Source organism: Streptomonospora alba, assembly GCF_000826685.1.
In the GTDB taxonomy this organism is placed as follows: domain Bacteria; phylum Actinomycetota; class Actinomycetes; order Streptosporangiales; family Streptosporangiaceae; genus Streptomonospora; species Streptomonospora alba.
Genome location: NZ_JROO01000039.1, coordinates 1 through 26,968, shown reverse-complemented (window position 1 = coordinate 26,968; position 26,968 = coordinate 1). Strand labels below are relative to the sequence as shown.

Annotated in this window: 22 protein-coding genes; 3 read left to right on the top strand and 19 right to left on the bottom strand. The window is 73.1% G+C overall.

Going from position 1 to position 26,968, the window contains the following annotated elements; genetic code table 11:
• Positions 1-8: 8 nt before the first annotated feature.
• Positions 9-4,574 carry a glutamate synthase large subunit gene (gltB, locus tag LP52_RS19695; RefSeq protein ID WP_040275736.1) on the bottom strand — a complete coding sequence of 1,522 codons (4,566 nt, stop codon included), beginning with the start codon at positions 4,572-4,574 and terminating at the stop codon, positions 9-11.
• 580 nt (positions 4,575-5,154) lie between these two features.
• Between gltB and LP52_RS19690 the strand changes: the two genes are divergently transcribed.
• Positions 5,155-6,885 (top strand): bis-aminopropyl spermidine synthase family protein, encoded by a 1,731-nt coding sequence (locus LP52_RS19690; protein ID WP_052810052.1) that lies wholly within the window; start codon positions 5,155-5,157, stop codon positions 6,883-6,885.
• 20 nt (positions 6,886-6,905) lie between these two features.
• On the opposite strand, the gene LP52_RS19685 is transcribed toward LP52_RS19690, so the two are convergent.
• From LP52_RS19685 to hisI, 13 genes are all read right to left on the bottom strand, one after another.
• Complete coding sequence (locus LP52_RS19685) at positions 6,906-7,781, bottom strand: hypothetical protein (protein WP_052810051.1); 876 nt, start codon at positions 7,779-7,781, stop codon at positions 6,906-6,908.
• 261 nt (positions 7,782-8,042) lie between these two features.
• Entirely contained in the window at positions 8,043-9,200 is a 1,158-nt protein-coding gene (locus tag LP52_RS19680; RefSeq protein ID WP_040275735.1) for a hypothetical protein, read from the bottom strand.
• A 4-nt stretch (positions 9,201-9,204) separates the two neighbouring features.
• Positions 9,205-10,278 carry a prolipoprotein diacylglyceryl transferase gene (gene lgt / locus LP52_RS19675; RefSeq protein WP_084723348.1) on the bottom strand — a complete coding sequence of 358 codons (1,074 nt, stop codon included), beginning with the start codon at positions 10,276-10,278 and terminating at the stop codon, positions 9,205-9,207.
• Positions 10,279-10,299: 21 nt separating this feature from the next.
• Positions 10,300-11,316, bottom strand: coding sequence for a DsbA family protein (locus LP52_RS19670; RefSeq protein ID WP_040275734.1), 1,017 nt, complete (start codon positions 11,314-11,316; stop codon positions 10,300-10,302).
• A gap of 129 nt (positions 11,317-11,445) precedes the next feature.
• A complete protein-coding gene (locus LP52_RS19665) occupies positions 11,446-11,964 on the bottom strand; it encodes a MauE/DoxX family redox-associated membrane protein (RefSeq protein ID WP_040275732.1) in 519 nt (172 codons plus the stop codon).
• A gap of 452 nt (positions 11,965-12,416) precedes the next feature.
• Positions 12,417-13,238, bottom strand: coding sequence for a tryptophan synthase subunit alpha (trpA, locus tag LP52_RS19660; RefSeq protein WP_040275730.1), 822 nt, complete (start codon positions 13,236-13,238; stop codon positions 12,417-12,419).
• 65 nt (positions 13,239-13,303) lie between these two features.
• Entirely contained in the window at positions 13,304-14,554 is a 1,251-nt protein-coding gene (trpB, locus tag LP52_RS19655; RefSeq protein WP_040275771.1) for a tryptophan synthase subunit beta, read from the bottom strand.
• 207 nt (positions 14,555-14,761) lie between these two features.
• Positions 14,762-15,568, bottom strand: a complete 807-nt coding sequence (gene trpC / locus LP52_RS19650) for an indole-3-glycerol phosphate synthase TrpC (protein ID WP_040275729.1) — start codon at positions 15,566-15,568, stop codon at positions 14,762-14,764.
• Between the two features lie 258 nt (positions 15,569-15,826).
• Complete coding sequence (locus LP52_RS19645; RefSeq protein WP_040275728.1) at positions 15,827-16,267, bottom strand: DUF2752 domain-containing protein; 441 nt, start codon at positions 16,265-16,267, stop codon at positions 15,827-15,829.
• Positions 16,267-16,674, bottom strand: coding sequence for a CD225/dispanin family protein (locus tag LP52_RS19640; RefSeq protein ID WP_040275727.1), 408 nt, complete (start codon positions 16,672-16,674; stop codon positions 16,267-16,269). The genes LP52_RS19645 and LP52_RS19640 overlap by 1 nt, the downstream gene beginning before the upstream one ends.
• Positions 16,675-16,942: 268 nt before the next feature.
• Entirely contained in the window at positions 16,943-17,278 is a 336-nt protein-coding gene (locus LP52_RS19635) for an HGxxPAAW family protein (RefSeq protein ID WP_040275726.1), read from the bottom strand.
• Positions 17,278-17,940, bottom strand: coding sequence for a Trp biosynthesis-associated membrane protein (locus LP52_RS19630; RefSeq protein ID WP_052810050.1), 663 nt, complete (start codon positions 17,938-17,940; stop codon positions 17,278-17,280). Before LP52_RS19630 ends, LP52_RS19635 begins: the two co-directional genes overlap by 1 nt.
• Entirely contained in the window at positions 17,937-18,347 is a 411-nt protein-coding gene (gene hisI / locus LP52_RS19625; protein ID WP_052810049.1) for a phosphoribosyl-AMP cyclohydrolase, read from the bottom strand. The genes LP52_RS19630 and hisI overlap by 4 nt, the downstream gene beginning before the upstream one ends.
• 359 nt (positions 18,348-18,706) lie before the next feature.
• Here hisI and LP52_RS19620 point away from each other — a divergent pair, with 359 nt between their 5' ends.
• Complete coding sequence (locus LP52_RS19620; RefSeq protein ID WP_040275725.1) at positions 18,707-19,708, top strand: SIS domain-containing protein; 1,002 nt, start codon at positions 18,707-18,709, stop codon at positions 19,706-19,708.
• 31 nt (positions 19,709-19,739) lie between these two features.
• Here the strand turns inward: LP52_RS19620 and LP52_RS19615 are convergent, their stop codons facing one another.
• Together LP52_RS19615 and LP52_RS19610 are read right to left on the bottom strand one after the other, a co-directional pair.
• Positions 19,740-21,578, bottom strand: a complete 1,839-nt coding sequence (locus LP52_RS19615) for an ABC transporter ATP-binding protein (RefSeq protein ID WP_040275723.1) — start codon at positions 21,576-21,578, stop codon at positions 19,740-19,742.
• Positions 21,575-23,542 carry an ABC transporter ATP-binding protein gene (locus tag LP52_RS19610; RefSeq protein WP_052810048.1) on the bottom strand — a complete coding sequence of 656 codons (1,968 nt, stop codon included), beginning with the start codon at positions 23,540-23,542 and terminating at the stop codon, positions 21,575-21,577. Before LP52_RS19610 ends, LP52_RS19615 begins: the two co-directional genes overlap by 4 nt.
• Positions 23,543-23,790: 248 nt before the next feature.
• On the opposite strand from LP52_RS19610, the gene LP52_RS29020 reads away from it, so the two are divergent.
• Complete coding sequence (locus tag LP52_RS29020) at positions 23,791-24,117, top strand: maleylpyruvate isomerase N-terminal domain-containing protein (protein WP_084723347.1); 327 nt, start codon at positions 23,791-23,793, stop codon at positions 24,115-24,117.
• Here LP52_RS29020 and LP52_RS19605 read toward each other — a convergent pair.
• From LP52_RS19605 to LP52_RS19595, 3 genes are read right to left on the bottom strand one after another with little or no spacing between them, the layout of a single operon-like run.
• Positions 24,093-24,752, bottom strand: coding sequence for a response regulator (locus LP52_RS19605; protein WP_040275763.1), 660 nt, complete (start codon positions 24,750-24,752; stop codon positions 24,093-24,095). The two genes, LP52_RS29020 and LP52_RS19605, sit on opposite strands and share 25 nt — an antisense overlap.
• Positions 24,749-25,948 (bottom strand): sensor histidine kinase, encoded by a 1,200-nt coding sequence (locus tag LP52_RS19600; RefSeq protein ID WP_040275722.1) that lies wholly within the window; start codon positions 25,946-25,948, stop codon positions 24,749-24,751. Before LP52_RS19600 ends, LP52_RS19605 begins: the two co-directional genes overlap by 4 nt.
• On the bottom strand, positions 25,945-26,775 hold the full coding sequence (locus LP52_RS19595; RefSeq protein ID WP_040275721.1) for a CPBP family intramembrane glutamic endopeptidase: 831 nt from the start codon (positions 26,773-26,775) through the stop codon (positions 25,945-25,947). The genes LP52_RS19600 and LP52_RS19595 overlap by 4 nt, the downstream gene beginning before the upstream one ends.
• Positions 26,776-26,968: the final 193 nt, after the last annotated feature.

The following is a 26,968-nucleotide window of genomic DNA, read 5'->3' as shown; positions in this document are numbered from 1 at the left end:
CCGACGAATCAGGACTGCGCCGCGGCCATGATTGCCTCGCCGACGTCGCGGCCCGCACGCTCGGCCTCGGCCCGGGCGGCCAGGACCCGTTTGAAGTCGCGCGGCATGACCTTGCCGAACCGGGTGACCGCGTTGTCGAAGTCGGCCAGCAGCCCGGCCGCGACGGTGGAACCGGTGGCCTCGCGGTGGCGGTCGAGGATGTCGCGCAGGAACACGCGGTCGTCGTCGTCGAGCGGGTCGAGGTCGACCATCCCGCTGTTGACCCGCTCGGGGTCGAGGTCCAGGACGTAGGCGATGCCGCCGGACATGCCCGCGGCGAAGTTGCGCCCGATCGTGCCCAGGATGACGGCGCGCCCGCCGGTCATGTACTCGCACCCGTGGTCGCCCACGCCCTCGGCGACGGCCACCGCCCCGGAGTTGCGCACGCAGAACCGCTCGCCCACGACCCCGCGCAGGAACACCTCGCCGGAGGTGGCACCGTAGCCGATGACGTTGCCGGCGATGATGTGCTGCTCGGGCGCGTAGGGCACGTCCTCGGGCGGGCGGACCGTGACCCGGCCGCCCGAGAGCCCCTTGCCCACGTAGTCGTTGGCGTCGCCGACCAGCCGCAGGGTCACGCCCCGCGGCACGAAGGCGCCGAAGGACTGGCCGGCCGAACCGGTGAAGGTGATGTCGACGGTGTCGTCGGGCAGACCCTCTGCGCCGTAGCGCTGGGTGATCTCGTGGCCCAGCATCGTGCCGACAGTGCGGTTGACGTTGCGCACCGGCAGGTCCAGCTTCAGCGGCTCGCCGAACTCCAGCGCACCCTCGGCCAGCTGGATCAGCGTGTTGTCCAGCGCCTTCTCCAGGCCGTGCTCCTGGGCGCGCACGCGGTGGCGGTGGTCGCTCGGCCACGGCTCGATCTCCTGCAGGACCGGCGAAAGGTCCAGCCCCGAGGCCTTCCAGTGGTCCACGGCGTCGGCGGTGTCGAGCAGCTCGACGGCCCCGACTGCCTCGTCCAGGCTGCGGAAGCCCAGCGCGGCCAGGTACTCGCGGACCTCCTGGGCGACGAACTCGAAGAAGTTCACCACGAAGTCGGCCTGGCCGGAGTAGCGCTTGCGCAGCTCCGGGTTCTGGGTGGCCACACCCACCGGGCAGGTGTCCAGGTGGCATACGCGCATCATCACGCAGCCCGAGACCACCAGCGGAGCGGTGGCGAAGCCGTACTCCTCGGCGCCCAGCAGCGCGGCCACGACCACGTCGCGCCCCGTCTTCATCTGCCCGTCGGCCTGCACGGAGATGCGGTCGCGCAGTCCGTTGCGCAGCAGGGTCTGCTGGGTCTCGGCCAGGCCGAGCTCCCAGGGCGTCCCCGCGTGCTTGAGCGAGGTCAGCGGCGAGGCGCCGGTGCCGCCGTCGTGGCCGGAGATCAGCACGACGTCGGCGTGGGCCTTGGAAACGCCCGCGGCCACGGTCCCCACCCCGGCCTCGGACACCAGCTTGACGTGCACCCGCGCCTGAGGGTTGGCGTTCTTCAGGTCGTGGATGAGCTGGGCCAGGTCCTCGATGGAGTAGATGTCGTGGTGGGGCGGCGGCGAGATCAGCCCGACGCCGGGCGTGGAGTGCCGGGTGTCGGCGATCCACGGGTAGACCTTGTGGCCGGGCAGCTGGCCGCCCTCGCCGGGCTTGGCGCCCTGGGCCATCTTGATCTGGATGTCGTCGGCGTTGGTGAGGTAGTGCGAGGTCACCCCGAACCGCCCGGACGCGACCTGCTTGATGGCGCTGCGGCGCAGGTCGCCGTTGTCGTCGGGCGTGAAACGGTTCGGGTCCTCGCCGCCCTCGCCGGTGTTGGACTTGCCGCCGAGACGGTTCATCGCGACGGCCAGGGTCTCGTGCGCCTCGGCGGAGATGGAGCCGTAGGACATCGCGCCGGTGGAGAACCGCTTGACGATCTCGGAGACCGGCTCGACCTCCTCGATCGGCACCGGCTCGCGGACGCCCTCCTTGAGGCGGAACAGCCCGCGCAGGGTCATCAGCTCGCCGGCCTGGTCGTCGATCTGGGAGGTGTAGTCCTTGAAGATCTCGTAGCGCCGCGAGCGCGTGGCGTGCTGCAGCTTGAAGACGGTGTCGGGGTTGAACAGGTGCGGCTCGCCCTCGCGGCGCCACTGGTACTCGCCGCCGATGGCCAGCCGCCGGTGGTCGGCGGGGTTGGCGGAGTAGGCGACCGCGTGGCGCGTGGCGACCTCCTCGGCCAGCACGTCGAATCCGACGCCGCCCAGCGGCGAGGGGGTGCCGGCGAAGCACCGGTCGACGACCTCCGGGCCCAGGCCCAGCGCCTCGAAGATCTGAGCGCCGGTGTAGGAGCTCACCGTGGACACGCCCATCTTGGACATGATCTTCAGGACGCCCTTGCCGAAGGCCTTGACGGTGTTGCCTACGGCGTCCTCGGCGCTGATGCCGCCGATGACCCCGCGCTCGACCATGTCGCGCACCGTGGCCAGGGTCATGTAGGGCGAGACCGCCGAGGCGCCGTAGCCCAGCAGCAGCGCGATGTGGTGGCACTCGCGGGCGTCGCCGGACTCGACCACCAGGCCGACCTCGGTGCGGGTCTTCTCGCGCACCAGGTGGTGGTGGACGGCGCCGGTGAGCAGGAGCGAGGGGATCGGCGCCCGGTCGGGGCCGGCACCGCGGTCGGAGAGCACGACGATGTGCGCGCCCTCGGCGATGGCCGCCGAGACCTCGGCGCAGATCTCGTCCAGGCGCCGCGACAGCGCCGCCCCGCCGCCGGCGACCTCGTAGGTGCCGTTGGCGACGAAGGTGCGGAAGGCCGGGTCGCCGTCCTCGGCGGTGCCGGCGCGCACGATCGCGGACAGGCCCGCCTCGTCGACGACAGGGGTGGGCAGCACGATGCGCCGGCAGTCCTCCGGGTCGGGCGAGAGCACGTTCTCCTCGGCGCCCAGCGCAGTGTGCAGACTGGTGACCAGCTCCTCGCGGATGGCGTCCAGCGGCGGGTTGGTCACCTGCGCGAAGCCCTGCGAGAAGTAGTCGAACAGTTGGCGCGACCGCGACGACAGCGCCGCGACCGGGGTATCGGTGCCCATGGAGCCGATCGGCTCGGCGCCGGTGCCGGCCATCGGCTCCAGGATGATGCGCAGCTCTTCCTCGGTGTAGCCGAAGACCTGCTGCTGGCGCATGAGGTCCTCGACCGGCGCGGGCTTGCCCGGCTCCAGGTCCGACAGCGCCACCACGCCGCGCTCGAGCCACTCGGCGTAGGGATGCTCGGCCGCGAGTTCGCCCTTGATCTCCTCGTCCTCGATGATGCGGCCCTGCTCGGTGTCGACCACGAAGATGCGGCCGGGCTGCAGACGCCCCTTGCGCACGATGCGCGAGGGGTCGGCGTCGAGCACGCCGGCCTCGCTGGCCAGCACGACGACGCCGTCGTCGGTGACCCAGTAGCGGCCGGGGCGCAGGCCGTTGCGGTCCAGCACCGCGCCGATGACCGAGCCGTCGGTGAAGGACACCGAAGCGGGGCCGTCCCAGGGCTCCATGAGCATGGAGTGGAACTCGTAGAAGGCCCGCACCTGCGGGTCCATCTCGGTGTGGTTCTCCCAGGGCTCGGGGATCATCATCAGCACCGCGTGCGGCAGCGAGCGCCCGCCCAGGTGCAGCAGCTCCAAGGCGGCGTCGAAGGACGCGGTGTCGGAGTCGTCGGGGTCGACGATGGGGCACACGCGCGAGATGTCGCCGGGCAGCAGGTCGCTGGCCAGCGTGGCCTCGCGGGCCCGCATCATGTTGCGGTTGCCCTTGACGGTGTTGATCTCGCCGTTGTGGGCGACGTAGCGGAAGGGATGGGCCAGCGGCCACGAGGGGAAGGTGTTGGTGGAGAACCGCGAGTGCACCAGGGCCAGTCCGCTGGCGTAGCGCCGGTCGGACAGGTCGGCGTAGAAGGGCTCCAGCTGGGGCGTGGTGAGCATGCCCTTGTAGGTGATCGTGCGCGGCGACAGGCTCGGGAAGTACACGCCCGTCTCGTGCTGGGCGCGCTTGCGCAGGCAGTAGGCGTAGCGCTCCAGCGCGATGCCGCCCAGGCCTTCGGCGGCGGTGCCCTGCCGCCCGGCCACGAACAGCTGGGCGAAGTGCGGCATGGACTCGCGGGCGGCGGGGCCGCAGAAGTGCGGGTCGACCGGGACGTCGCGCCAGCCCACTACGCGCAGGTCCTCCTCGCCGGCGACGGCCTCGATGGCCGCTACGGCCGAGGAACGCTCGGCCTCGTCGGCGGGCAGGAAGGCGATGCCGGTCGCATAGCGGCCCGCCTCGGGCAGCTCGAAATCGCAGACCTCGCGGTAGAGGAGGTCGGGAACCTGGGTGATGATCCCCGCGCCGTCGCCGTCCTCGGGGTCGGCGCCGGCGGCACCCCGGTGGTCGAGGTTGCGCAGTACCGTCAGCGCCTTCTCGACGATCTCGTGGCTGCGACGGCCGGAGAGGTCGGCCACGAATCCGACACCGCAGGCGTCGTGTTCGTAGGCGGTGTCGTACAGGCCCTCGCGGGTGGAATCGGCGTCGGTCCGAACGGACGAACGCTGCACCTGGCCAGCAGGCATCTACCCTCCTGTCGTCGTACGTATGGGCTTCGGGTAAAGCGCATCCGGGACGACATTGGCCCTGCTGCGTCAGCATGCGAAGGCGGCCCCGCCTGGTACCGGTTCCACAACCGTCGGCGCCGGGCGCCCAGCTGCGTCACGTCCTCGTGTTAACCGGTGTCGGCCCAGGTCGGTGGCCACACTCGTAAGTAGTCAGTTGTACAAGGGTCCAGCCCCGACACGAAATCGGAGGTCTAGACCTCGAACCGCACCATTGCGGTGCGGCAGGCCGAGGAGGGTCGGCGTCGACCCTCCCTTCGGGGCTAGCCGTGATGATTCCAAGCGACACAGCCCCGCAAACCTCCCTTTTGCCCCGAGCTCCACAGAGCGTGGCAAAGGAGACCGCAAGAACCGTACATCGCCCCCTGACGCCGCTGTGCACCGGGGGCGACTTCTCTTCACACCCAGCGTACCCGCGGGCAACACGGACGACATAAAGCCGCGGTGAGAAAAACGTGCGACCCGCGCCACACCCGGTGCCGCGCCTGTGCGGACTCCGGCACCGGCGCAGGAGGCGGGGCGGGTGCGCGATCATCGAAGGGTGAACGACCACACCGGCGACGACCGCTTCGAACCGCAGACCCCCGGCGGCCCCTCCCCCGCCGAGCCGCCCCCGGCTCTGACCGACCTCCTGACCGGCCACGGCGTCGGCGCCGCGCGGCTGCACCGGGTGCTCGCCGCGCTCGCCGACGGCGGCTGGTGGTCGCCGCGGGAACTGGTGCGCCGCACCGCCGTGGCCCATCGCGGGGTGCAGGCCGTACTCGACGCGCTGGCCGGCGAGGTCGCGTGGGACACCGAGGGTGCGCGCGTGCGGCTGCTGCGGCCTGAGGACTACGCCGCATCCGAGCGCCCCGAGCCCGCCGACCCCGTCGCCCACCTGCTGGACGGATTCGCCGAGGCCGCCGCCGAACTGGGCCGGCTGGTCGACGAGGCCCCCGCGTCCCGTACCGACCTGGACCACGTCGCCGCCACGGCCGGGACCGCGCTGCGCCGCGCACTGCTGCTGCACAGCCGCTTCGCGCTGGAGGGAGCGCAGCTGCTGTGCGTGGGCGACCACGATCTCACCTCACTGGCGGCCACCCTGGTGCATCCGGGACTGCGCGCCGTCGTGGTCGACATCGACGAGCGGATGCTGGCCTACATCGACGACGCCGCGCGGCGCCTCGGCCTTCCGGTGCACTGCCACTTCGCCGACCTTCGGCTGGGCCTGCCCGAAGCCGTACGCGGCCAGGCCGATCTGGCCTTCACCGACCCGCCCTACACCCCCGACGGCGTCGAGCTGTTCGTGCGCCGCGGCCTGGAAGGGCTGGCTTCTCCGCAGCTCGGACGCCTGCTGCTGGCCTACGGCGCCAGCGAGACCACCCCGGCGCTGACCGCCAAGACCCAGTCGCGGCTGAGCGCACTGGGGCTGGTCACCGAGGCGCTGTGGCCCGACTTCAACCGGTACCTGGGCGCCGAGGCGATCGGCGCGGCCAGCGACATGTACGTGCTGCGGCCGACCGGCCGCACGCCCTCGGCGGGGCGCGGCACGGGCGCGAAGGCGCGGCTCTACAGCCGCGGCTCCAACGCCGCCGAGGCGACGGGCGCGCTGGGCGCGTCCGAAGCGCGGGCCGTCCTGCAACGCACCGGGGCCGAGACCGCCGTGGGCGAGTGGCCGCGCGCCGCGCTGGAACCGGCGGCGGGCCCGGACGGCGGCCGGGAGTCGCCGGCGCCGCACCGGGTGCGGTTGGAGACCTGGCTGGAGAGCCCCGCCGAGGCCGGGCACGCCGCGGTGAATCTCACCGGCGGGTGGGACGACCTGCTGGGGCGGGCTCTGCTGGCCGCACCCGGCCCCGAGGCGGCCGCGGTGGTGCCCGCCTCCCACACCTGCGTCCGCGATCAGGCGGGCCAGCGCGAGCTGGCCGACCTGCTGGCCCCGCGCTTTCGCGTGCGCTTCTTGCGCGGAACCCCGCAACCGCGGTTGACCACGGTGCAGGCCGTGGAGAACACGGAAGGCGACGGGTGGGCCGAGGAGCTGCTCCTGCACTGCCAGCGCCGGGCCCACGGCCGGCTCACCGCCACCTTGCGCGCAGGACTGGTGCGGGTGTCGTCCGCTGCCGGTCGCCCGGTCAACAAGCGCACCGCCCGCCAGGCGGTCGCCGCGGCTGTGCCGTGGATCAGCGGGCACACGCTGCTCGACCTGCCGGCTCACCGCATGCCCCGGCTGCGCGCGGCGGCCGCGGACCTCGTCGCTCGGACGATCACGACCGAAGACGAGACGCAGGCGGGCTGAACGGGCCGCCGGACGAGCCGTCAGGACGCCGGGAGGGAGCCTTCCTGGGCCTCCTGGTTCTGCTGGAAGTTCTCCAGCTGGACCTCGCGGCTGTAGAGGGGGTCGCGGAAGTTGTTCAGCGCGATCAGCGGGGAGACCAGACTCGTGCGTTCGGCCGGGTCCTCGGCGTCGAGCGGCTGCACCCACACGACGCTCAGGTAGTGGCCGCTGACGGTGGCCTCCGCGGCGCTGTAGCCGCCTCCGAGGCGGGAGAAGGGGTCCTCCTCGGCTTTGGGGACGGTGATGAACCCGGAGGGCTCGGCGTCGGGGTCCTTGGGCGGCTGCAGCGCCGTCGCCACGGACTGGGCGGCCTCGGCGTCGCGGAGGTTGAACATCACGGCAGCGCCCACGTAGCCGTCGGAGGTGTAGCCGGCCCGCGCCGCCTGAGTGCAGTCGGCTTCGGTCAGGGCGGTGCGCACGCCCTCGCCCCACACGGCCGAGGCGCAGTCCTTGCTCAGCGACGAGGTCTGCAGGTCGAAGGTGATGCCCTGGCTCGAACTGTCGATCTGCTCGGCGTCGCCGCCGAACAGTTCGCGCTTGTTGAGGGGACGGGAGTCGTTCTCGCGCGTGGCCAGGACCTCGCTGCCCGAGTCGTGGGTCTCATAGGCGGAGGGGACCGGGTTCTCCGGCGCATCGACGCCGCCGGTGGCGAACTGCAGGACGAGCACGACCACCAGGGCCACGACGGCCACGCCGAGGGCGCCGAGCAGGAGGCGCAGCAGTCTGCCGCCGGGCGCTTTGGCGCGGGCGCCCTTACTCCGGCGCCGGGCTCCCTTGCGGCGGGCGGAAGGCGCGCCGAGACCCTCGATGGAGTCGGCTTCGTCGGGTTTCCTCCGCCGGCCGGGGACACCGGACACGGACGACTTAGAAGACACCAGAACCTCTCGGACGGTCACGGGGGCTGTGTTCTCATATGGCGGGGGTGGCGGCGGCTCCGTGTGCCCATGCCGCCGGTGCGCAAATCCTAGCTTGCGCCCACGACCGCCCGATGCCCGCTACCGCCCGCAAAGCGGGGCGCTTCGTACGGCACCGCATCCGAAGCGTCGCCGCTGCAGGCAGGCGCCCGCTACGCCCTGCGGGGCGCCGCCGCCCGTGTGCTGCGGCGCCCCGCACCGGATCTACTTCTGCTCGGCCTCGCCGACCTGGCGGTAGACCCACGTCGAGGCGTTCATCGCCGCCACGTTCAGCGTGGAGAGCGTGTCGTCGTCGCCGGGCTCGGCGCCGTCGGTGCGCGCCACCCAGTACACCGCGAGGTAGTGTCCCATGACCTGGGCGGTGGCCTGGCTGTAGTCCTTGTGCAGCCCGTCGACGCCGCCCTTCTGCGGCAGCAGGAACCCGGGGGCCGTGGAGGCCTCGTCGGGGTTGAGCGCCTCCGCGACGGATGCGGCGGAGTCCTGCGAGGAGAGGTCGAACAGGTTGAACTGCGCGATGTACTCCGTGTCGGAGTCCAGGTAGACGGCGCTGGCGGCCGAGGTGCATTCACCCTCGACCAGCGACTCCGCGACTCCCTCGCCCCAGACCATGGAGGTGCAGGTGTCGGTGGTCTGCGACTGGTCGCGGACCAGCTTCTGGCCGTCCAGCTCCAGTTCCTCCGTGTCGGAGCCGAACAGGTCGTCCTCGGGGATCGGGCCTGCGCCTTCGGGCCGCTCGGCGATGGGCTCGAACGCGTCGTCCTGGGGCTGGGCCTGGTAGAGCTCCGGCACGAGGGTGCTGTGCCCCTCCGGCGGGGCGACGATGGCGCTGCTGCCGCCGCTGCCGGTCCCCTCGACCGTGTCGGTGGCCAGCTGATAGGTCAGCACGCCCAGCAGCGCCACCAGAGCGGTCAGGCACAGCACCAGCAGAATGGCCAGGATTCTGGTGCCGTAGGTGCGGGTGCTCTGCTCGGCGAGGTTGTAGACGACCTGGGAGGGCCGGTCGCCGAGCACGCTCACGCGCCGAAGCGCCGAGGCGGAGAACTTCGCGACGGGGTCGACCGGAGAGCCCGATCGGCCGCCGCGGCGGCTCTGGCCCGCTCCGCCGCGCCGCCCGCGGCCTGCGGACCTCCCGCCGCGCGCGCCCTCGCTCTCGGCCTCCTCGGTGTCGGGCCGTGCCGCGGTGGCCACACCTCCGCCGCGCGAAGCGGTACTGCGACCGCCCCGGCGCGAAGGCCCGGCGTCGGCGTCGAAATCGCTGTCGGTGCGGACGTCGTCGGCCTCGTAGCGCTCCCGGGGCGCGCGGGTGGGCGCGTCCCGGCGCGCACGCCTTCGGCCGCGTCCGGTGTGGTCGGATTTGCTCACGTGGTCATCCATCCTCGGGCGGCGCAGGGCCTGTGCCCCGGGGCCGCCCGGCTGTGCCTGTCTCCTGGTCCGCGGCCTCCGTGCCGCTGTCGCCGGATTCGGCGCTGTCCTGGGAGGTGGCGGGGTCGGTGTCGAAGACCTCGGTCCCGACGTCGTGGCCTGCGGGGACCACCCGGCTCGAGAAGGCGTCCAGCCGCCGTCCGGCCCACACGAAGTAGGCGAGCGCGGCGGCGAACACCAGCACGGAGGTCCAGTTGTTCAACCGCAGGCCCAGGATCTCGTTCGCGGGGTCGACCCGCAGGTACTCGATCCAGAACCGACCCACACAGTAGCCCATAACATAGACCGCGAAGAGCCGCCCGCCGTCCAGCCGGTCGCCATAACGCCTGCCCAGCCAGGCGAGCAGCACCGCGAGTGCGAGGCACCACAGTGACTCGTAGAGGAACGTCGGGTGGTAGGTGCTGTAGTACTCCGTGGGGTTGCCGGGCAGCGGCTGCATGCCCGGTCGGGGCGCGCCCTCGGCGTTGTAGGTGTAGTCCAGGGAGATGTGCACGGCCCAGGGCAGGTCGGTGGGCTTGCCGAACAGCTCCTGGTTGAAGTAGTTGCCCCAGCGGCCCAGCGCTTGGGCCAGCGGGACGGTGGGGGCGATGGCGAAGGACAGCTTCGACAGCGAGAGGCCGCGCCGCCGGGCGACCCACCACACGCCCAGGGCCCCCAGCGGGATGGCGCCCCAGATGCCCAGCCCGCCGTTGGTGATGTAGAGGGCCTCGACGGGGTTGCGGCCCGGTCCGAAGTAGAGCTGGTAGTCGCTGACGACGTGGTAGATGCGGCCGCCGAGGAGCCCCAGCAGCACAGCGGGCACCGCGAGGTCGATGACGGTGCCCTTTTCGCCGCCCATCGCGGCCCACCGGCGCTCGGCCCAGAACACGGCGACGAAGACGCCCGCGAGGATGCACAGCGCGTAGAAGTGGATGGTCACGGGTCCGAGCGAGATCGAACTCACCTCGGGGCTGGGAAAGGCCGCGAGGGCGCGGCCGGTCGCGGCCGCGCCCTCGGGGGCGATCAGCGGATTCGTCATCGCTCGGATCTGTCCTTGGGGTCAGGGTGACACTTCTGGCTCGGGCGAGGCACCGGCGTCGGCCCCCGCGCCCGCGGCGAGCGGTTCGGTGCTCACCTCGCCGGGTTCGGCCTGCTGGACGGCGTCGCGGACGCCGTCGCCGGAGAATGCGGCGTCGCCCATCTTCTCGCCGTTGACATAGACCGACGGTGTACCACCGAACGCGTTCGCTCCGGAAGAGTACCTGTCCTTGACCGCCGCCGTGGCATCGATGACCTCCTTGACATAGGTGTCCTGGAGGAACGAGCCGTCCACGCCGTTGTCGCCGCCCCATTCGATCAGCCCGGCCAGGCCCATCTCCTGGATCTCCGACTCGTTCAGCTGCTCCTGCGCCGCGGAGCGGAGCCGGGGCATGTAGTCGTCGGTGAAGGTCGCGACGACCTTGCTTTCGGCCTCGACCCGCTCGGCGAACTCGGGGTCGTCGATGCCGGCGTCCTCGCCCCACTGCTTCAGGTCTTCGACCGCGAAGCCCTCCGAGCCCTCGGGAGGCTGGTTCTCGAACAGCAGGTCGTTGTACTGGACGAACGCGTCGTGGTCGGCTGCCGCGCGGGCGGCCGCGGCGCCGCGCAGCGAGTTGGCGCTCAGCGGCGCCTCGGCCTGGGCGAAGATGCTGACCGGCCGGTAGTGCACGATCGCTTCGCCCTCGGCCGCCAGTTGCTGCAGCGTGGGGCCGCTGGCGTTCTCGAACTGCTTGCAGGCCGGGCACTGGAAGTCGGCGTAGACCTCGACGGCGGGGGCCTCGACGCCCTTGCCCGCCAGCACGACACTGCCGTCCTGCTGCAGCGTCTGCGGCGGCAGGTCCTCGTAGCGGTCGGCGAACTCCTGCTCCTGCGCCCGCTGCTGGGACAGGAAGAGGTAGCCGCCGCCCACCACGACCAGCACCACGGCCAGCGCGGCACCGACCACGCCGAGCATCTTGGCGCGCGCCGCCCGCTTCTTGGCCCTCTCCCGTTCCTGCTTGAGTCGTTCGCGGGACGCCTCCCGCGCAGCCTTGCCCATCAGCCGATCACCGTGATCCGTCGTGTCTTGGTCGGTTCGGCCGCCCTGCCCGGGCGGCCGGCTGCGGATGCCCCGCCGGAGTGCACGACCGCGGAGACCGCGGCGCCTGCGCACCGCTCGGCGCCGTGTTCAGCGGTAGAGGCCGAACAGCCGGTCAAGCGCCAGGGGCGAGCGCGGCCGGATCGCGATGAGCGCCGCCAGCGCGAGGAAGCCGAGGTCGCGCGCGATGTCGAGCCCGTAGCTGGTCTCGCCCTCGGCGACCTGGCCGCCGGTGCCGAAGCACCCGCAGTCGATGTCGAGTCCGCGCGCCCATGCCGAGACGATCCCCGCGATGAACACCACCATCAGCAGGCCCGAAGCCGCTCCGACGTAGCGCGTGGCCAGCCCGAGGAGCAGCAGCAGCGCGAACGCCAACTCCAGCAGCGGCAGCGTGAAGCCGATGAACTCGGCGACGCCGGGTGAGAAGAGCTGGTAGGCCTCGACGGACTGCACCGACAGGGCCGGAGGCAGCTTACTCACCGCCGCCCAGGCCAGTACTCCGGCCAAGGCGAGGCGGGCGAGCAGGGTCAGCCAGGGCTGGATGGCCGCCCAGCGGCGGGGCGCCGCGGCCGGCTCGGTCGGTGTCGCCGAGTGGTGTGTGGTGTCCAAGGAGGATTCCCGTGGGGGCAAGCGGTATCTGCGGTCAGGGCACCGGTACCGGTACACCCTGCGGATACTACTCTAGGTGAAAGCAGCGGCACCCGCGGTTCCGGTGTGCCTTCGCCGCGGGGGCGACCGCCCGGCGTCCTCGACGAACTGTAACGGCGCGGCCCCCGGCCGCCATGCCCCCCGACGGCCTCCGGGGCCGCACTCTCACGGGATTCTTACCCGTACCCGCCAAGGACGCCCCGGCATGAAGGCCGGCGAGGGCTTCGGTGTCCCGCGTAAACGGGTCGGGGGCGCCGATTCGCCTCCCGGACGAATCGGCGCCCCCGGCTGCTGCGCTCGGCGGTCGATCGGGATTTCGGGGAAGACTCCCCGAACGCCTGCCAAGACGGTGTGCGACCCGCCCACCGGCCGCGGCCGGTGGGCGGGCGGGAACCGGTGGGAGCCGGGCGCGCTCAGGACCGGCCGGCTCGCACGCCCAGGGCCAGCTCCTCGGCGAAGGAGCGCACGGCGCTGATGCCGGTCTCCAGGTCGGGGGCGTCCAGCACACGCTGGCAGAAGCCGGCGCCGGCGATGACACCGTCGGCGTAGGCGGCCACCTCGGCGGCCTGGGAGCGGTTGGAGATGCCCAGGCCCACGCACACCGGCAGCCCGCCGCCGTCGCCGATCGCGTCGCGGGTGCGCGCGACCAGTTTCTCGGCGGTGCCCGAGACCTGGGCCCGGGTGCCGGTGACGCCCATGAGCGAGGCGGCGTAGACGAAGCCGCGCGAGGCCCGTGCGGTCAGCCGCAGCCGTTCGTCGGAGGAGGAGGGCGCGACCAGGAAAACGCGGTCCAGCCCGGCCGCGTCGGTGGCCGCCAACCACTCGTCGGCCTCTTCGGGGATGAGGTCGGGGGTGATCGCCCCGGCTCCCCCGGCGGCGGCGAGGTCGGCGCAGAACCGGTCCGGACCGTAGCGCTCGACGGGGTTCCAGTAGGTCATCACCAGAGCCGCGGCGCCGGTGGCGGCGGTGGCCTCCACGACCCGCAGCACGTCGGGCGGCGTTGTGCCCGCGGCCAGGGCCGTGTCGGCGGCCCGCTGGATGGTGGGGCCGTCCATGGTGGGGTCGGAGTAGGGCAGGCCGACTTCGACGACGTCGCAGCCGCCCTCGACCATGGCCTCGATGACCTTGATCGAGGAGTCCGGGTCGGGGAAGCCCGCCGGCAGGTAGCCGATGAGGGCCGCCCGCCCGTCGGCCTTCGTGCGGGCCAGCGCGGCCTGCAGTGTCGTCTGGCTCATCGTCTCTCGCCCTCGCTCGTCTCTCCCGCCGGGTTGCGCGCCCGCGCTCTCGCTCGCCGTCCCGCTCACGCCGACTCCCCGCTGCCGTCTTCGCCGCCGTCGACCAGCCCGAAGTAGGTCGCCGCGGTGTCGACGTCCTTGTCCCCGCGCCCGGAGAGGTTGACCACGATGACGCCCTCGGGCCCCAGTTCGGCGCCGAGCTCGCGCACTCCGGCCAGCGCGTGGGCGCTCTCGATGGCGGGGATGATGCCCTCGGTGCGGCTCAGCAGCCGGAACGCCTCCATGGCCTGGGCGTCGGTGACGGCCCGGTAGGTGACCCGGCCGCTGTCGGCCAGCCAGGCGTGCTCGGGGCCCACCGCCGGGTAGTCCAGGCCGGCCGAGATCGAGTGGCTGGGCAGGGTCTGGCCGTAGGTGTCCTGCAGCACGTAGGTGCGCGCGCCGTGGAAGACGCCGGGGGCCCCGCCGGAGATCGCGGCGGCGTGGCGGGTGGTGGTCACGCCGTCGCCGCCGGCCTCGAACCCGTAGAGGCCGACGCCGGTGTCGGGGATGAACGCGGCGAAGGCGCCCATCGCGTTGGATCCGCCGCCCACGCAGGCCGCCACCGCGTCCGGCAGCCGCCCGGTGAGGTCGAGTACCTGGGAGCGGGCCTCTTCGCCGATGACGTAGTGCAGGTCGCGCACGAGCGCCGGGAACGGGTGCGGACCGGCCACGGTGCCGAAGAGGTAGTGGGTGTTCTCGACGTTGGCCACCCAGTCGCGGAACGCCTCGTTGATGGCGTCCTTGAGGGTGCGGCTGCCGACGGAGACGGGGACGACCTCGGCGCCCAGCAGCCGCATGCGGGCGACGTTGAGCGCCTGGCGCCGGGTGTCCTCCTCGCCCATGTAGATGACGCAGCTCAGCCCCATGAGGGCGCACGCCGTGGCGGTGGCCACCCCGTGCTGGCCGGCGCCGGTCTCGGCGATGACCCGGGTCTTTCCCATACGCTTGGTCAGCAGCGCCTGGCCGAGCACGTTGTTGATCTTGTGGGAGCCGGTGTGGTTGAGGTCCTCGCGCTTGAGCAGCACGCGGGCGCCGCCGCAGTGCTCGGCGAAGCGCGGTGCCTCGGTCAGCAGGCTGGGGCGGCCGGTGTAGTCACGCAGCAGGGCGTCCAGCTCAGCGCGGAAGCCCGGGTCGTTCTTGGCCTTCTCCCACTCCTCGGCCACCTGGTCGAGCGCGGCGACCAGCGCCTCGGGGCTGAAGCGGCCGCCGTAGCGGCCGAAGTGCCCGCGTGCGTCGGGGTGTTCGGAACGGCTGGGATCCGGTGTCTCGGATGGCATGTGGTTCTTCTCCATGTCGGCGCGCGGCGCGCGCCTCGGCGGTCGGAAGGCCGGCGCCGGGCGAGCGCGTCCCGGGTCCGCCGGCCGGCTGAAGGTCAGCGCGGCAGCGGGGGCCGTCACGCGAAAGCGCGAGGGCCCCCTAGAACCATCGCCCGTCGGAGCGGCGGCCGGGGTGGGGCCGATGCGGGACCGCCCGGGCGCTCACGTTCAGCCCCGGTCCCGCAGCGCGGGATGTGCGCCCGCCGTGACCAGGTCGGCGACGGCGTCGCGGGGATGGCGGCCGCTGACGAGGCTCTCGCCGACCAGTACCGCGTCGGCCCCGTGGCCCGCGTAGGCGAGCAGGTCGTGGGGCCCGCGCACGCCGGACTCGGCGATGCGGACGCGGTCGGCGGGGATCAGCGGCGCCAGGCGCGCGAACGTGTCCCGGTCGACCTCCAGTGTCCGCAGGTCGCGTGCGTTGACGCCGACCACGGTGGCGCCGGCCGCGAGTGCGCGGCCGACCTCGTCCTCGGTGTGCACCTCGACCAGCGGTGTCAGGCCCAGCGAGTGGGCCCGCTCGACCAGCGAGACCAGGGCCTGCTGCTCCAGCGCCGCGACGATCAGCAGCACGGCGTCGGCGCCGTGCACGCGGGCCTCCCACAGCTGGTAGGAGCTGATGATGAAGTCCTTGCGCAGCAGCGCGGTGGGGACCGCCGCGCGGACCGCGTCGAGGTCCTCAAGGCTGCCGCCGAAGCGGCGCTGCTCGGTGAGGACGCTGACGACGGCCGCCCCGCCGGCGGCGTAGTCGCGGGCGAGAGCGGCGGGGTCGGTGATCGCGGCCAGGGAGCCCTTGGAGGGGCTGGAGCGCTTGACCTCGGCGATGACCTGCACACCGGGGCGGCGCAACGCGGCAGCCGCATCCTGGGGCCAGGGCGCGGACTCGGCCGCCTCCTTGAGCCGCTCCAGGGGTGTGGCCGCCTGCCGATCGGCGAGATCGGCGCGCACTCCCTCGACAATCTCGTCGAGCACGCTCACGTGGGACTGCCCCCTCATGTCGCCGGTGTATGGACCTGGGCCATCCCCGCGCCTGCGGGTAAGCACCGGGATCCCGGTTCCCGCGGCCGAAGCGGTCGTGGCGTGCTCGGGCGGGGCTCGCCCGCAGCGGTTGCGCGCGGGGCCGGGCACCGGACCGCGGGGACCGCCCCGCGTTCGGGTACTACCGATCGTATCGAGTCCGGGCGGGGCCGTGGCCATCTCCCCCGGGTTGCGGGACCCCGTTGCGGGGCCCGGAGCCTATCCCGGCGCCAGGACCTGGCCGAAGGGCAGGTTGCGGACCACCCAGTAGGCCACGAGCGCGCCCAGGAAGAGGTAGAGCCACACCGGGCGGACGGCCTTCTTGGGCGTGGTGCGCGGCGGCGGCGGACGCAAGGACCGGTAGAGCCACCGGAAGTAGCCGTAGGCGACGAACGGGGCCAGCGCCATCGCCGCGGGATTCATCTGCAGGGCGCCGAGGAGGTCCAGCTCGGTCAGCGCGTGGATCGCGCGCATGGTGCCGCAGCCCGGGCACCAGGTACCGGTCATCAGCAACCAGGGGCAGGTGGGGTACTGCCCGGGCTGGTTGGGGTCGACGAAGTGCAGCAGTGTCGCACCGGCGAGTCCGGCGGCGCCCAAGAGCAGCGGCGCCGCCGCAGGATGCAGGCGGCGCCGCGGAGCTTGGACGTTCTCGGGCGTCATCAGTAGGTGGTGGTCGGCGTGTTACTCATGATCGAGGCGATGATCCCGAAGTAGCCGATGGTCCAGACGATGTACCAGACCACGCCGACGATGACGGCGATGAGCGTGAACCGCTTGGCCTTGGCCGCCCGCTCCTGAGCGCCGGCGTAGTCGCCGAGGTTCCACTGCGCGTTGACCTTGGCCGCCGAGAGGATGGCGGGAATGGCGAAGGGGAAGCAGCAGAACATCGACAGGATGGCCGGAACCAGGAAGTCGTTGGGCGGCTCGGTGCCGCCGGCGGCGCCGCCGGGGTAGCCGCCCGAGCCTCCGGGAGGCGGGCCGTAGCCTCCGGGCGGTTGGTTGGGAGGCGGCTGATTGGGGGGCGGCTGGTTCGGAGGCTGCTGCCCCGGGGGTGGACCGTAGCTCATGACGATGCGGCTTCCTGGTGTCGGTTGCAGAGACGGAGCCGCCGCAGCGCGGCGGCGTTCGCGCCGACGGCCTCGTGCCGCGGGCGCCACCGCCGCTGAGCGACAGGCGGGCCGTGGGCACGACGCCGGATCGGCGCTGCGGGTACCGGTCTTTCACTCCGCGGCGGCGTGCGCGGCAATCTACTCTCCCACCGGCGGCGCGTCCACGCATCCTCGGTTACCGGCGTGGATGCGGAGAGGGGGAGATCGGCGGTACGCCGACCGGGGGTCAGTGGGCCGCGGCGGTCTCCTGCTCCTCGCCGGCTTCGGTCTTCGCCCGGTCCTGGGCTCCCGCGGCGTCGGCGCGCTCGGCCCGGAGCGCCTCCCACGCCTCGCGCGTGAGCGGAGTCGGGCGCGGGTGCTTGCGGCCCATCCCGGCCTTCTTCAGCAGTCCGGCGACGGCGGCGCAGAGGATGCTCGCACCGAGGCCGACGGCGGTCCACTGCACCACGTTCTCGTCGAACATGATCGCCAGTCCCGCGGCGGTCCACACGACGATCCAGGACAAGGTCAGAAACCACGCAGCGACAGTGTTGCCGTGGTCCTCGTGGTGTTCGTCGGCCATCAAGGCTCCTTCTGGTTTTCGTGGCGGGGGCGGGGCGCGGGCCGTCCGTCGCCGGCGGGGCCGGAGCCGCCGACGGCCTCGTGCCCGGGGTCCAGGGTGGGGTCGGCGCCGCTGTCCAGCGACTTCCACAGCTCGGCGGGATCGCTGGGGCGGGCCGTGCCGGGGGCGCTGTGGCGATCGTACCTGCTGCCCATGGCGGGCCAGGCAGCACCCCGCACCAGCGTGTAGGCGCCTGCGGCCACCAGCAGCGCGGCGCCGGCTGCGGCCAGTCCGGGCCACAGCGCGACCAGGTGCAGCGCCTCGATCCCGCCGTGGGCGGTGGAGCGCTCGGCGGCCGCCTGCTCCACCGCGGCGGTGCGGGTGCCGCGCCAGACCGAGCCCAGGGCGGCGGCGCCGAACAGCGCGATGATCGCGCCCAGGACGCGGCGCGGAGCGCCTCGGGTGGCCGCCAGCGCGGCAACCGCCGCCAGCCCGGCCATGCCCATGGCGAAGGCGGTCGGGGCGATGTCGCCGCCGGTCAGCTCGACGGGTGCGGCGGCGACAGGGCCGCCGAGGTCGACCTCCGCCCGCGCCCAGGTGCGCCCGGAGGCGCCGGTGAGTGCCGCCGCCCCGGCCGTCACGGCGCCCAGCGCGGCGGCGAACTCGGCGCGGCGCGCGGTCACGGGGCCTCCCGGTCTGCGGCGCTCGCGTCGGCGCCCAGGGGGAGCTCTCCGCCCTCGTCGAAGCAGGTGCGGGCACCGGTGTGGCAGGCCGCGCCGGTCTGGTCGACCCGGATGAGCAGGGTGTCGCCGTCGCAGTCCAGCGCGGCGCCGACGACCCGCTGCACGTTGCCGGAGGTGGCGCCCTTGACCCAGTACTCCCGGCGGCTGCGCGACCAGTAGGTGGCGCTGCCGGTCTCCAGAGTGCGGCGCAGCGCCTCGTCGTCCATCCAGGCCAACATCAGCACCTCGCCGGTGTCGTACTGCTGCACGACGGCCGGCAGCAGGCCGTCGGGATTGCGGTCGAGCCGGGCGGCGATCTCGGGGGCCAGACGGGCCCCGGAGGCGCCGGCGGGAGGGCTGGTGCTCATGGTTCCAGCCTAGGGGGACGCCGGGGCCGGTCGCGGCGGGGGCCGCCGCCCCCGGCGGAGGGGAACGAGCCCCGGAAAGCGCGCCTGGAACCGCCGCACACGACCGCTTCGGCGATGGGGCGTGTGCGAACGAAGCCCTGTGAGTCGGCGTGCCGCCGAGCGGCGGTGCACCGTGCAGAAGCGGTCGCCCGCGCTCGGCGGCGAAGCGAAAGCACGCGACGCGTCCCGGCGGCCGGTGGGACCGTCCGGTTCGGGGCCCGGAGTCCCCGCGTGTGCCCTGGTGCCGCTCCCCCGCCCGGTCGGCGCGGCGCGTAAGGTTTCTGGCGCCGCGTCTCCCCACGCCGATTCTCAGGAGTGCCGTGTCCGCCGATCTGCTCACCGCCGACCTGGCCGGCAAACCCGACGCGCTGACCGCGCTCGCCGACCGCCTCGCCCGCAACGACCCCTACCGGGCGCTGCCGGCGCTGCTCGACGACGAGCCCGCGGGGATCCTGCTGCTGGGCGTGGGCGGTGCGCGCCACGCCTGCGCGGCCGCGGCGGCGCGGATGCGCCTGGCGGGCTTGGGCGCGGTGGCCGAGTACGCGTCGGCGGAGCGCTCGCTGCCGCCGGGGCCCGACACGCTCGTGGTGGCGGTGTCCGCGGGCGGCGGCGACCGCGAGCTGTGCACGATCCTGGACACCTACGTCGAGCGGTCGGCGGTCATCGTGCTGACCGACGCGGTGGAGGGGCCGGTGGCGCGCTACGCCGACATCCTCGTGCCGCTGCTGGCCGGGAGCGAGCGCAGCGGGCTTTCCTGCCGCGCCGTCCAGCACGCGCTGGCGCTGTTGCTGCTGCTGGGCTACCGGCTGGGGGCGCCGCCGCAGGGCGGCGACGTGTCGGTGAGCCTGCGGCGCTGCGCCAACGCCACCGCGGGTCTGCTGGAGCAGGCGCCGCAGTGGGTGCCGCGGGCGGCCGCCGCGCTGCGCTCGCCCGACGGGCTGCACCTGGTGGCCCCGGCCGAGCGGCTGTGCTCGGCGCAGCTGGGCGCGCTGGCGCTGCGGCAGGGGCCGGTCGTGGCCGCTCATGCGGTGGAGTCGGGCGAATGGTCGCACACCGACCGCTATCTGGCGGCGGTCGTGGACTACCGGGCGCTGCTGTTCGCCGGCTCCCACTACGACGAGCGCACCGTCGAGCACCTGCTGCAGCTGCGGGGCAGGGCGGTGGCCGTGGGCGGCGAGGTTCCCGGCGCGGAGATGTCGGTGCGCTACCCCGGCGACGGCGATCCCGACGTCAGCCTGCTCACCGAGCCGGTGGCGGCCGAGCTGCTGGCCGCTCACTGGTGGAGCGAGCGCGAGGGCGGCGGGCGCGCCGCCGACTCCTGAAGGGGCCGAAGCGGGCGCGGGGCCGGCCCCTTCAGGCGGAGCTGCGCACCCAGGAGGCGTACAGGTCGGCGTAGACGCCCGGCCGGGCGGCGAGTTCGTGGTGACTGCCGCGCTGGACGACGCGCCCGGCGTCGAAGACCAGGACCTCGTCGGCGGCCTCGGCGGTGGAGAGCCGGTGGGCGATGGCCACGGAGGTGCGCCCGCGGGTGAGCCGGTCCAGGGCGCGCTGGATGCGCACCTCGGTGTCGGGGTCCACGGCCGAGGTCGCCTCGTCCAGCACCAGCAGATCGGGGTCGGCGATGTAGGCCCGCACCAGCGCCACCAGCTGGCGCTCCCCGGCCGACAGCGATTCGCCGCGCTGCCCTACGGGGGTGTCCAAGCCGTGGGCCAGGCCCGAGAGCCAGTCGGCCAGGCCGAGTTCGGTGACGGCGGCCTCCAGTTCGGCGTCGGTGGCCTCGGGCCGGGCGAAGCGGATGTTGGCGCCCAGCGAGCTGTCGAAGAGGAAGCCTTCCTGAGGCACCATCACCATGCGGGCGCGCAGCGAGGAGAAGGCGACCTCGCGCAGGTCGGTGCCGTCGACGAGCACGCGGCCCTCGCCGGGGTCCATCAGCCTGGTCAGCAGCTTGACGAAGGTGGTCTTGCCCGAGCCCGTCTCGCCGACCACGGCCACCCGGGTACCGGGCGCGATCTCCTCGTCGACGGAGTCGAGCACGGTCGGACCGCCGGGGTAGGCGTAGGAGACGCCGTCGAAGCGCACCGCCACCGGGCCGCGCGGCAGTTCGGCGCCGGCCTCGCCGGGGTCGGCGATGTCGGGGACGGTGTCGAGGATGCCCAGCACCCGCCGCCACCCGGCGATGGCGTTCTGGGCCTCGTTGAAGATCTCGGTGGCCATCATCATCGGCTGGATGAACAGCGTCATCAGGAACAGGAACGCCACCAGCTCGCCCGCGGTGATGCCGCCGCCGATGCCCAGCAGCACACCCGCCACGACGACGGCGGCGTTGCCCACGGCAGCGATCATCTCGGCGAAGGGCGAGACGGCCATGGACAGCCGCTGGGCCTTGACCTGGGCGGTGCGGGTGGCCAGCACCGTGGTGTCGACGCGGCGGGCGGTGCGCTCCTCGGTGGCGTGGGCGCGGATGACCGAGGCGCCCATGACGGTCTCGCCGATGGCGCCCAGCATGTCGCCGGTGCGTTCGCGGACCGTGAGGTAGGCGCGGGAGAGCCGCTTCTGCAGCCAGCGGGCGCCCAGCAGCAGCGGGATGAAGCACACCCACACCAGCAGGGTGAGTTCCCAGGAGTAGACCGCCATGAGCGCGGTGGCCACCACCAGCTGGCCGACGCTGACGATGAGCTGCAGGCCGCCCCATTGCATGAAGGTGCTGATCTGGTCGACGTCGGCGGTGACGCGGGCGACCAGGGAGCCCTTGCGCTCGCTGTTCTGGGTCAGCACGGACAGGTCGTGCACGTGGCGGAAGGCCTTGCGGCGCAGGGTGGCCAGCGCCGACTCGGTGGCGCGGTAGAGCCGCACGTTCATCAGGTACGCGCAGGCCATGGTGACCACAAGCGTGCCGGCGCACAGCGCCACCGTCGCGGCGACGAAATCCATGTCGGGGCGGCCGGAGGAGTCCATGCCGCGGTCGATGATCTGCTGGATGGCGATGGGCACGATGACCTTGCCCGCCGTGGCCACGACGGCCAGCAGCAGGGTCAGCCCCAGTCCGCGCGCGAACTCCGGCGACAGCCGCAGGCCGCGCCGGATGGTGGCGATCGCGCCGTCGCGGCTGCGCTCCAGCCCGCCCTGCGTCGGGCCGGCTTCGGCCGCCTCGGCGCCGTCGCTGCTGCTCTGATCGGCTGCGGTGGCGCTCAACGCACGGCCTCCTCGGTCTCGTCGGTCTCCTCGTCGCCGGCGGCGCCCTCTGGGCCTCGGGAAGGGCGCAGGCCGTGCGGTTCGGGGCCGCCCTCGCCGGCCTCGGGCTCGCCTGCCCGCTCGGCGGCGGCGCGCTCATAGGCGGTGACCAGGCGCCGGTAGCCCGGGGAGCGCTCCAGCAGCTCGGTGTGGGTGCCGCGGTCGCGCACGGTGCCTGCCTCCAGCAGGACCACCTCGTCGGCGAGTTCGATGGTGGCGCGGCGGTAGGCGACCACAAGCACGGTGGCGGCCAGGTCGGTCTCGCGCAGGCCGGCGAGGATCTGCGCCTCGACCTGCGGATCGACCGCGGAGGTGGCGTCGTCGAGGATGAGCAGGCGGGGCTTGCGCACCACGGCGCGGGCCAGGGCCAGCCGCTGGCGCTGGCCGCCGGAGAGGCTGGTGCCGCGCTCGCCCAGAGGCGTGTCGAGCCCTTCGGGCAGGGCGGCGACGAAGGAGTCGGCGCGGGCCAGCCGCAGGGCGGCCCATACCTCGGCGTCGTCGACGTCGGCACCCAAGCTGACATTGCCGCGCACCGTGTCCTCGAAGACGAACGTCGTCTGCGGCACGAGGGCGGCGACGCGGGCGATCTCGCCCTTCTCCAGCTCGCACACATCGGTGCCTTCGAGGGCGACGGTGCCGGTGTCGGGGTCGACCAGGCGCGTGAGCACGGTGGTCAGGGTGGACTTGCCCGCACCCGTGGGGCCCACCAGCGCGACGGTGCGTCCGGGGGCGATGTCCAGGTCGACGTCGCGCAGCACCGTGCTGCGCTGGGCGGCGACGGTGTCCTCGGCGTCGGAGAGGTCGCGACCGCCGCCGGCGTAGGCGTCCTCGTAGGAGAATCCGACGCCGTGGGCGGTGAGCCGGACACCGCCGCGGCCGTCGGGTACGCGCCGCTCGCCGTAGGGCATCGACCCCGGCGCGGTGAGGACGGCCTGGACGCGGTTCCAGGCCACGACGGTGCGGGGCAGGTCGCCCAGCAGCCAGCCGAAGGAGCGGATGGGCATGCTGAGCAGGGTGAACAGGTAGGAGATCTGCACCAGCTCGCCTGGGGTGATGGCGCCGCCGGCCAGCCGCCACATCCCCAGTACGAGTACGGCCAGGATGCCGAAGTTGGGCAGGTGCTCCATCACGGGGTCGAAGGCGGCGCGCATCCGGCCGACGCGGATCTGGGCGTCGCGCAGACGGTGGGCGGCCTCGGTGAAGCGCTCGGTCTCGTTGTCCTCGCGGCCCAGGCTCTTGACCACCAGAGCGCCGTCGAAGGACTCGTGGGCGACCTCGCTGACCTCGGCGCGCAGCGCCTGGGCGCGCGTGGCCGCCGGTGACACGCGGCGCTGGAAGACGACGTTGGCCACGGCCAGCGCCGGGAAGACCACGAACGCGACGAGCGCGAGGACCGGGTCGGTGATCACCATCGCGACGGCGGCGATGACGAGCATGGCGGCGCTGCCGATCGCCATGGGCAGCGGGGCCAGCGGGCGCCAGGCCTCCTCGACGTCGGCGTTGGCGTTGGACAGCAGTTGGCCGGTGGCGTGGCTGTGGTGCCAGGCCAGCGGCAGGCGCAGGTAGGTCCGCGAGACGCTGCGGCGATAGCGCGCCTGCATCCGGAACTGCATCAGCCCGGCGAACAGCCGCCGGGCGGCCAGCCCGATCGCCTTGGCCACGCCCACGCCCAGCAGCAGGCCGGCGGCCGCCATCAGGGCCGCGGCGGTGGTGGAGCCGTTCTCGAACGCGGGCAGGATGACCCGGTCGGTGATGCCGCCCATCACCGAGGCCGAACCGACGCTGACGACGGCGTGCAGGGCGGCGCCGGCGACGGCGACGGCGAAGACGAGCGGCTCGGTGCGGATGGCCACCCACAGCACGTACATTCCGCGCCTGAACACCGGGTGGTGCTGCTTGCGGCTGTCCGTACTGTCGTGCGGCATCGGTCCCCCTGCCCGTAGGCCCCGTGAATCGCAGCGGTTCTCGGCCGTCCCATGACCGGACGGATCCGCCGCTACAACCTACTCCGACGCGCGGGGCAGGCCGTAGCCGACTAGCTTCAGCGGTCGGCGCGGGCGGACTATTCCGCGGTGCGACGGTCGTCCGTATGCTGGGCGTGTCCGGATCCGGACATGCCGCATGCACGCATCTGCTCTTCGTCTCATCCCGGTTCTAACGTCGGCGCCGGCCGATGAACCGCGACAGCCCCTGCTGCGACCGCTTGGTGGAGCAGACCGCGCTTTTCGCAGCGCACCTCGACGGCGCCGACCTCGCCCTCCCCGTAGCCGCATGCCCCGGCTGGACGCTGCGTAACCTGGTGCGCCATGTGGCGGGCGGGCACCGCTGGGCCGAGGAGACGGTACGCACACGCTCGGCTGAACCGCTTCCCGCCGGCCTGCTGCGGGGGTCGGGGACGCTTCACGGGCCCCTGTCCCGGCAGGGGTTCCGACGAGGGTGCGGCGCTGGGCGCCTGGCTGGCCACCGCGCGGCGCGTCAGGTCACCAGGCCGCGACGGTAGGCGTAGACCACCGCCTGGACGCGGTCGCGCAGGTCCAGCTTGGTCAGGATGCGCGACACGAAGGTCTTGACGGTCTCCGGGCTCAGCACGAGGGCCGCGGCGATCTCGCTGTTGGACAGGCCGTCGGCGATCAGGCGCAGGACCTCCAGTTCGCGCGGGGTCAGCGGGGTGTCCGTCTCCGCGCCGACGGCGGGTCGGATGCGCGTGGCGTACTTGCCCACGAGTCGCCGCGTCACCTCGGGGTCCAGCAGTGCCGCGCCCGCGGCCACGGTCCGGATCCCGTGCAGCAGCCGGTCCGGTGGCGCGTCCTTGAGCAGGAATCCGCTCGCGCCGGCGCGCAGCGCCTCGTAGACGTACTCGTCCAGGTTGAACGTCGTCACCACGAGCACCTTGACGGGGCGGTCCACACCGGCGCCGGCCAGCAGGCGGGTGGCCTCGATGCCGTCGAGCACCGGCATGCGCACGTCCATCACCACCACGTCCGGGCTCAGCCTGCCGCCGAGGTCGACCGCGGCGCGGCCGTCCTCGCACTCGCCCGCCACCTCCATGTCGGGTTGGGCGTCGATGACGGTCACCAGCCCGGTGCGCACCAGCATCTGGTCGTCGCAGACCAGGACCCTGATGGGCGCGCTCACGACACGCCGCCCGCGGGGATGCGCGCCCACACGAGGAAGCCTCCGCCGGGGCGCCGCTCGGCGCTGAAGTCGCCGCCCAGGACGTCGACCCGCTCGCGCAGGCCGGCCAGCCCCCGCCCGCCGCCGGCAGCCGCGCCGATGGCGGCCGCGCCGCCGGCCCCGGAACCTTCCGCGCCGCCGCCTTCGGTGCCCACCTCCACGGTGATCTGCGTCTCGCCGTGGCACACCCGGACCGAGGTGGGGCTGCCGGCGGCGTGCTTGAGGGCGTTGGTCAGCGCCTCCTGTACGACCCGGTAGGCCACGAGGTCGGCGCTGCCGGTCGACTCCGCCGGCGTGCCCTCCTCGGAGAACTCCACCGGCTGGCCCGAGCGGCGCGTCTGCTCCACCAGTGTCAGCAGGCGTCCCGCGGGCGGCGTCCTGGCCTCGGTGCCGTGATCGGGGTGGAGCAGGTCGAGCAGGTGGCGCAGGTCGGTGGTCGCCCGCCGGCCGGTGTCGCTGACGGCGCTCAGGGCCTGGTCGAGGCGCTCGGGTGCGGCGGTCAGATACCGCGCCGCCTCCGCTTGGACGACCATCGCCGTCACGTGGTGGGTCACCACGTCGTGCAGCTCGCGGGCGATGCTCGTGCGTTCGGCGGTGCGGGTCTGCTCGGCGAGGCGGCGGCGGTGCTCGGCTTCGGCGGCCCGGGTGGAGCGCAGCCACGCCCCCATGCCCCACGGGATGGCCAGCGCGATGTAGAAGGTGGCGAACTCGGCCGGGGACTCGCCGGGGCCGAGCCGGTGCAGCGCGACCGCGAACGGCACGTAGGCCGCCGACAGCAGGAGCATGGTCAGGCGCCGGCGCCACTCCAGGTGGGCGCCCGCGCTCAGCAGCGCGAGGGCCAGCCCGGTGCCCGCGAACAGGTGGTAGCCGCGCAGCTGGTCCAGGCCGAAGCCCAGTACCACCAGGATCAGGCACAGGGCCGGCCATCGCCGGCGTACGGCCAGCGGCAGGCACTGCAGGAGGACCGCCGCGGCAGCCAGGGCGTCGAACGGGCGGTCCGGCAGGCTGCCGATTTCGGTTCCCGAGCCGTGCAGCGACGGCACGAGCGACCCGGCCAGCAGCAGCAGCGCCAAGGGGAGGTCGCGGACCGTGACGTCGAGCCGGTGCCACAGCCGGAGAATCCGCTGGGGATCGGTCGCCGCGGGCGTATCGGTCACCGGGGCAGCTTAGCCTCGGCGCCGGCCCGATCGGTGCGGCGGAAGGGCACCAGGCGGCCGCGGCGGTGCGCGATCCACAGGAAAACCAGCATGGTCAGCAGGCAGAACGCGAGCGAGTACAGGCTGGCCTCGGGCCCGAATTCGCCGCCGCTGATCAGCGCCGGTCCCGACACTTCGGCTTCCAGGAGCCCGCTGCTGGCACCGTTGCCCGAGACCTCGGTGCTGAAGACGCCGGCCGCGGTGAAGTTCCAGCCGAAGTGGATGCCGATCGGCAGCCACAGGTTGCGGCCGGCGGCGTATGCGGCGGCGAACATGCCGCCGGCCACGGCCACTACGGCGATACCCATCGCGGTGGCGTTCGGGTTGGGCACGTGCCCAAGGGCGAACACCACGCTTGTCAGTACCAGCGAGATCCAGGTACCGGTCTTCTCCTCGATGATGCGGTACAGGACGCCGCGGAACAGCACCTCCTCGGCCACAGCGGCGGCGCCCATGAAGCCGACGAATCCGATCGCGCCGACAACCGAGCCGACCCCTTGGATCTCGTAGAACTCCAGGAAGTAGATGTTCAGGATGACCATCACGAAGAGGGCGAAGCCGATCACCGTACCCAGCGCGGTCTGGGAAACCAGCCCCGCCCGGGCGACCTCCGTGACGACCCGCTTCTCGGTGCGCCGCACCACCCAGGCATAGACCAGCACGGTCAGCGCGGCCGTCAGGGTTCCCAGCGCCAGGGTGAGCCACGGGTTGCTCTCCACCAGCAGGACGATGTTGCCTCCGACGAGGCTGATCGCCACGACGGCCAGAAGCTGCCAGACGAATCTCACGGTTTCCCCTTCCCGACACCCCGCGGCCGGACTGCCGCGGACAACGGGAACGCTACGGATCCGGCGCTGCCGAATCGTCACCGTGCGGTGGACACTCGCACGTAGCTCGCACGGGGGACGGCGGCGTCCGGCGGGCCCTCGGGCGCAGAGACGAGGGGACGGCACCGCGACGGCTCGCACCGGGCCCGGTCGG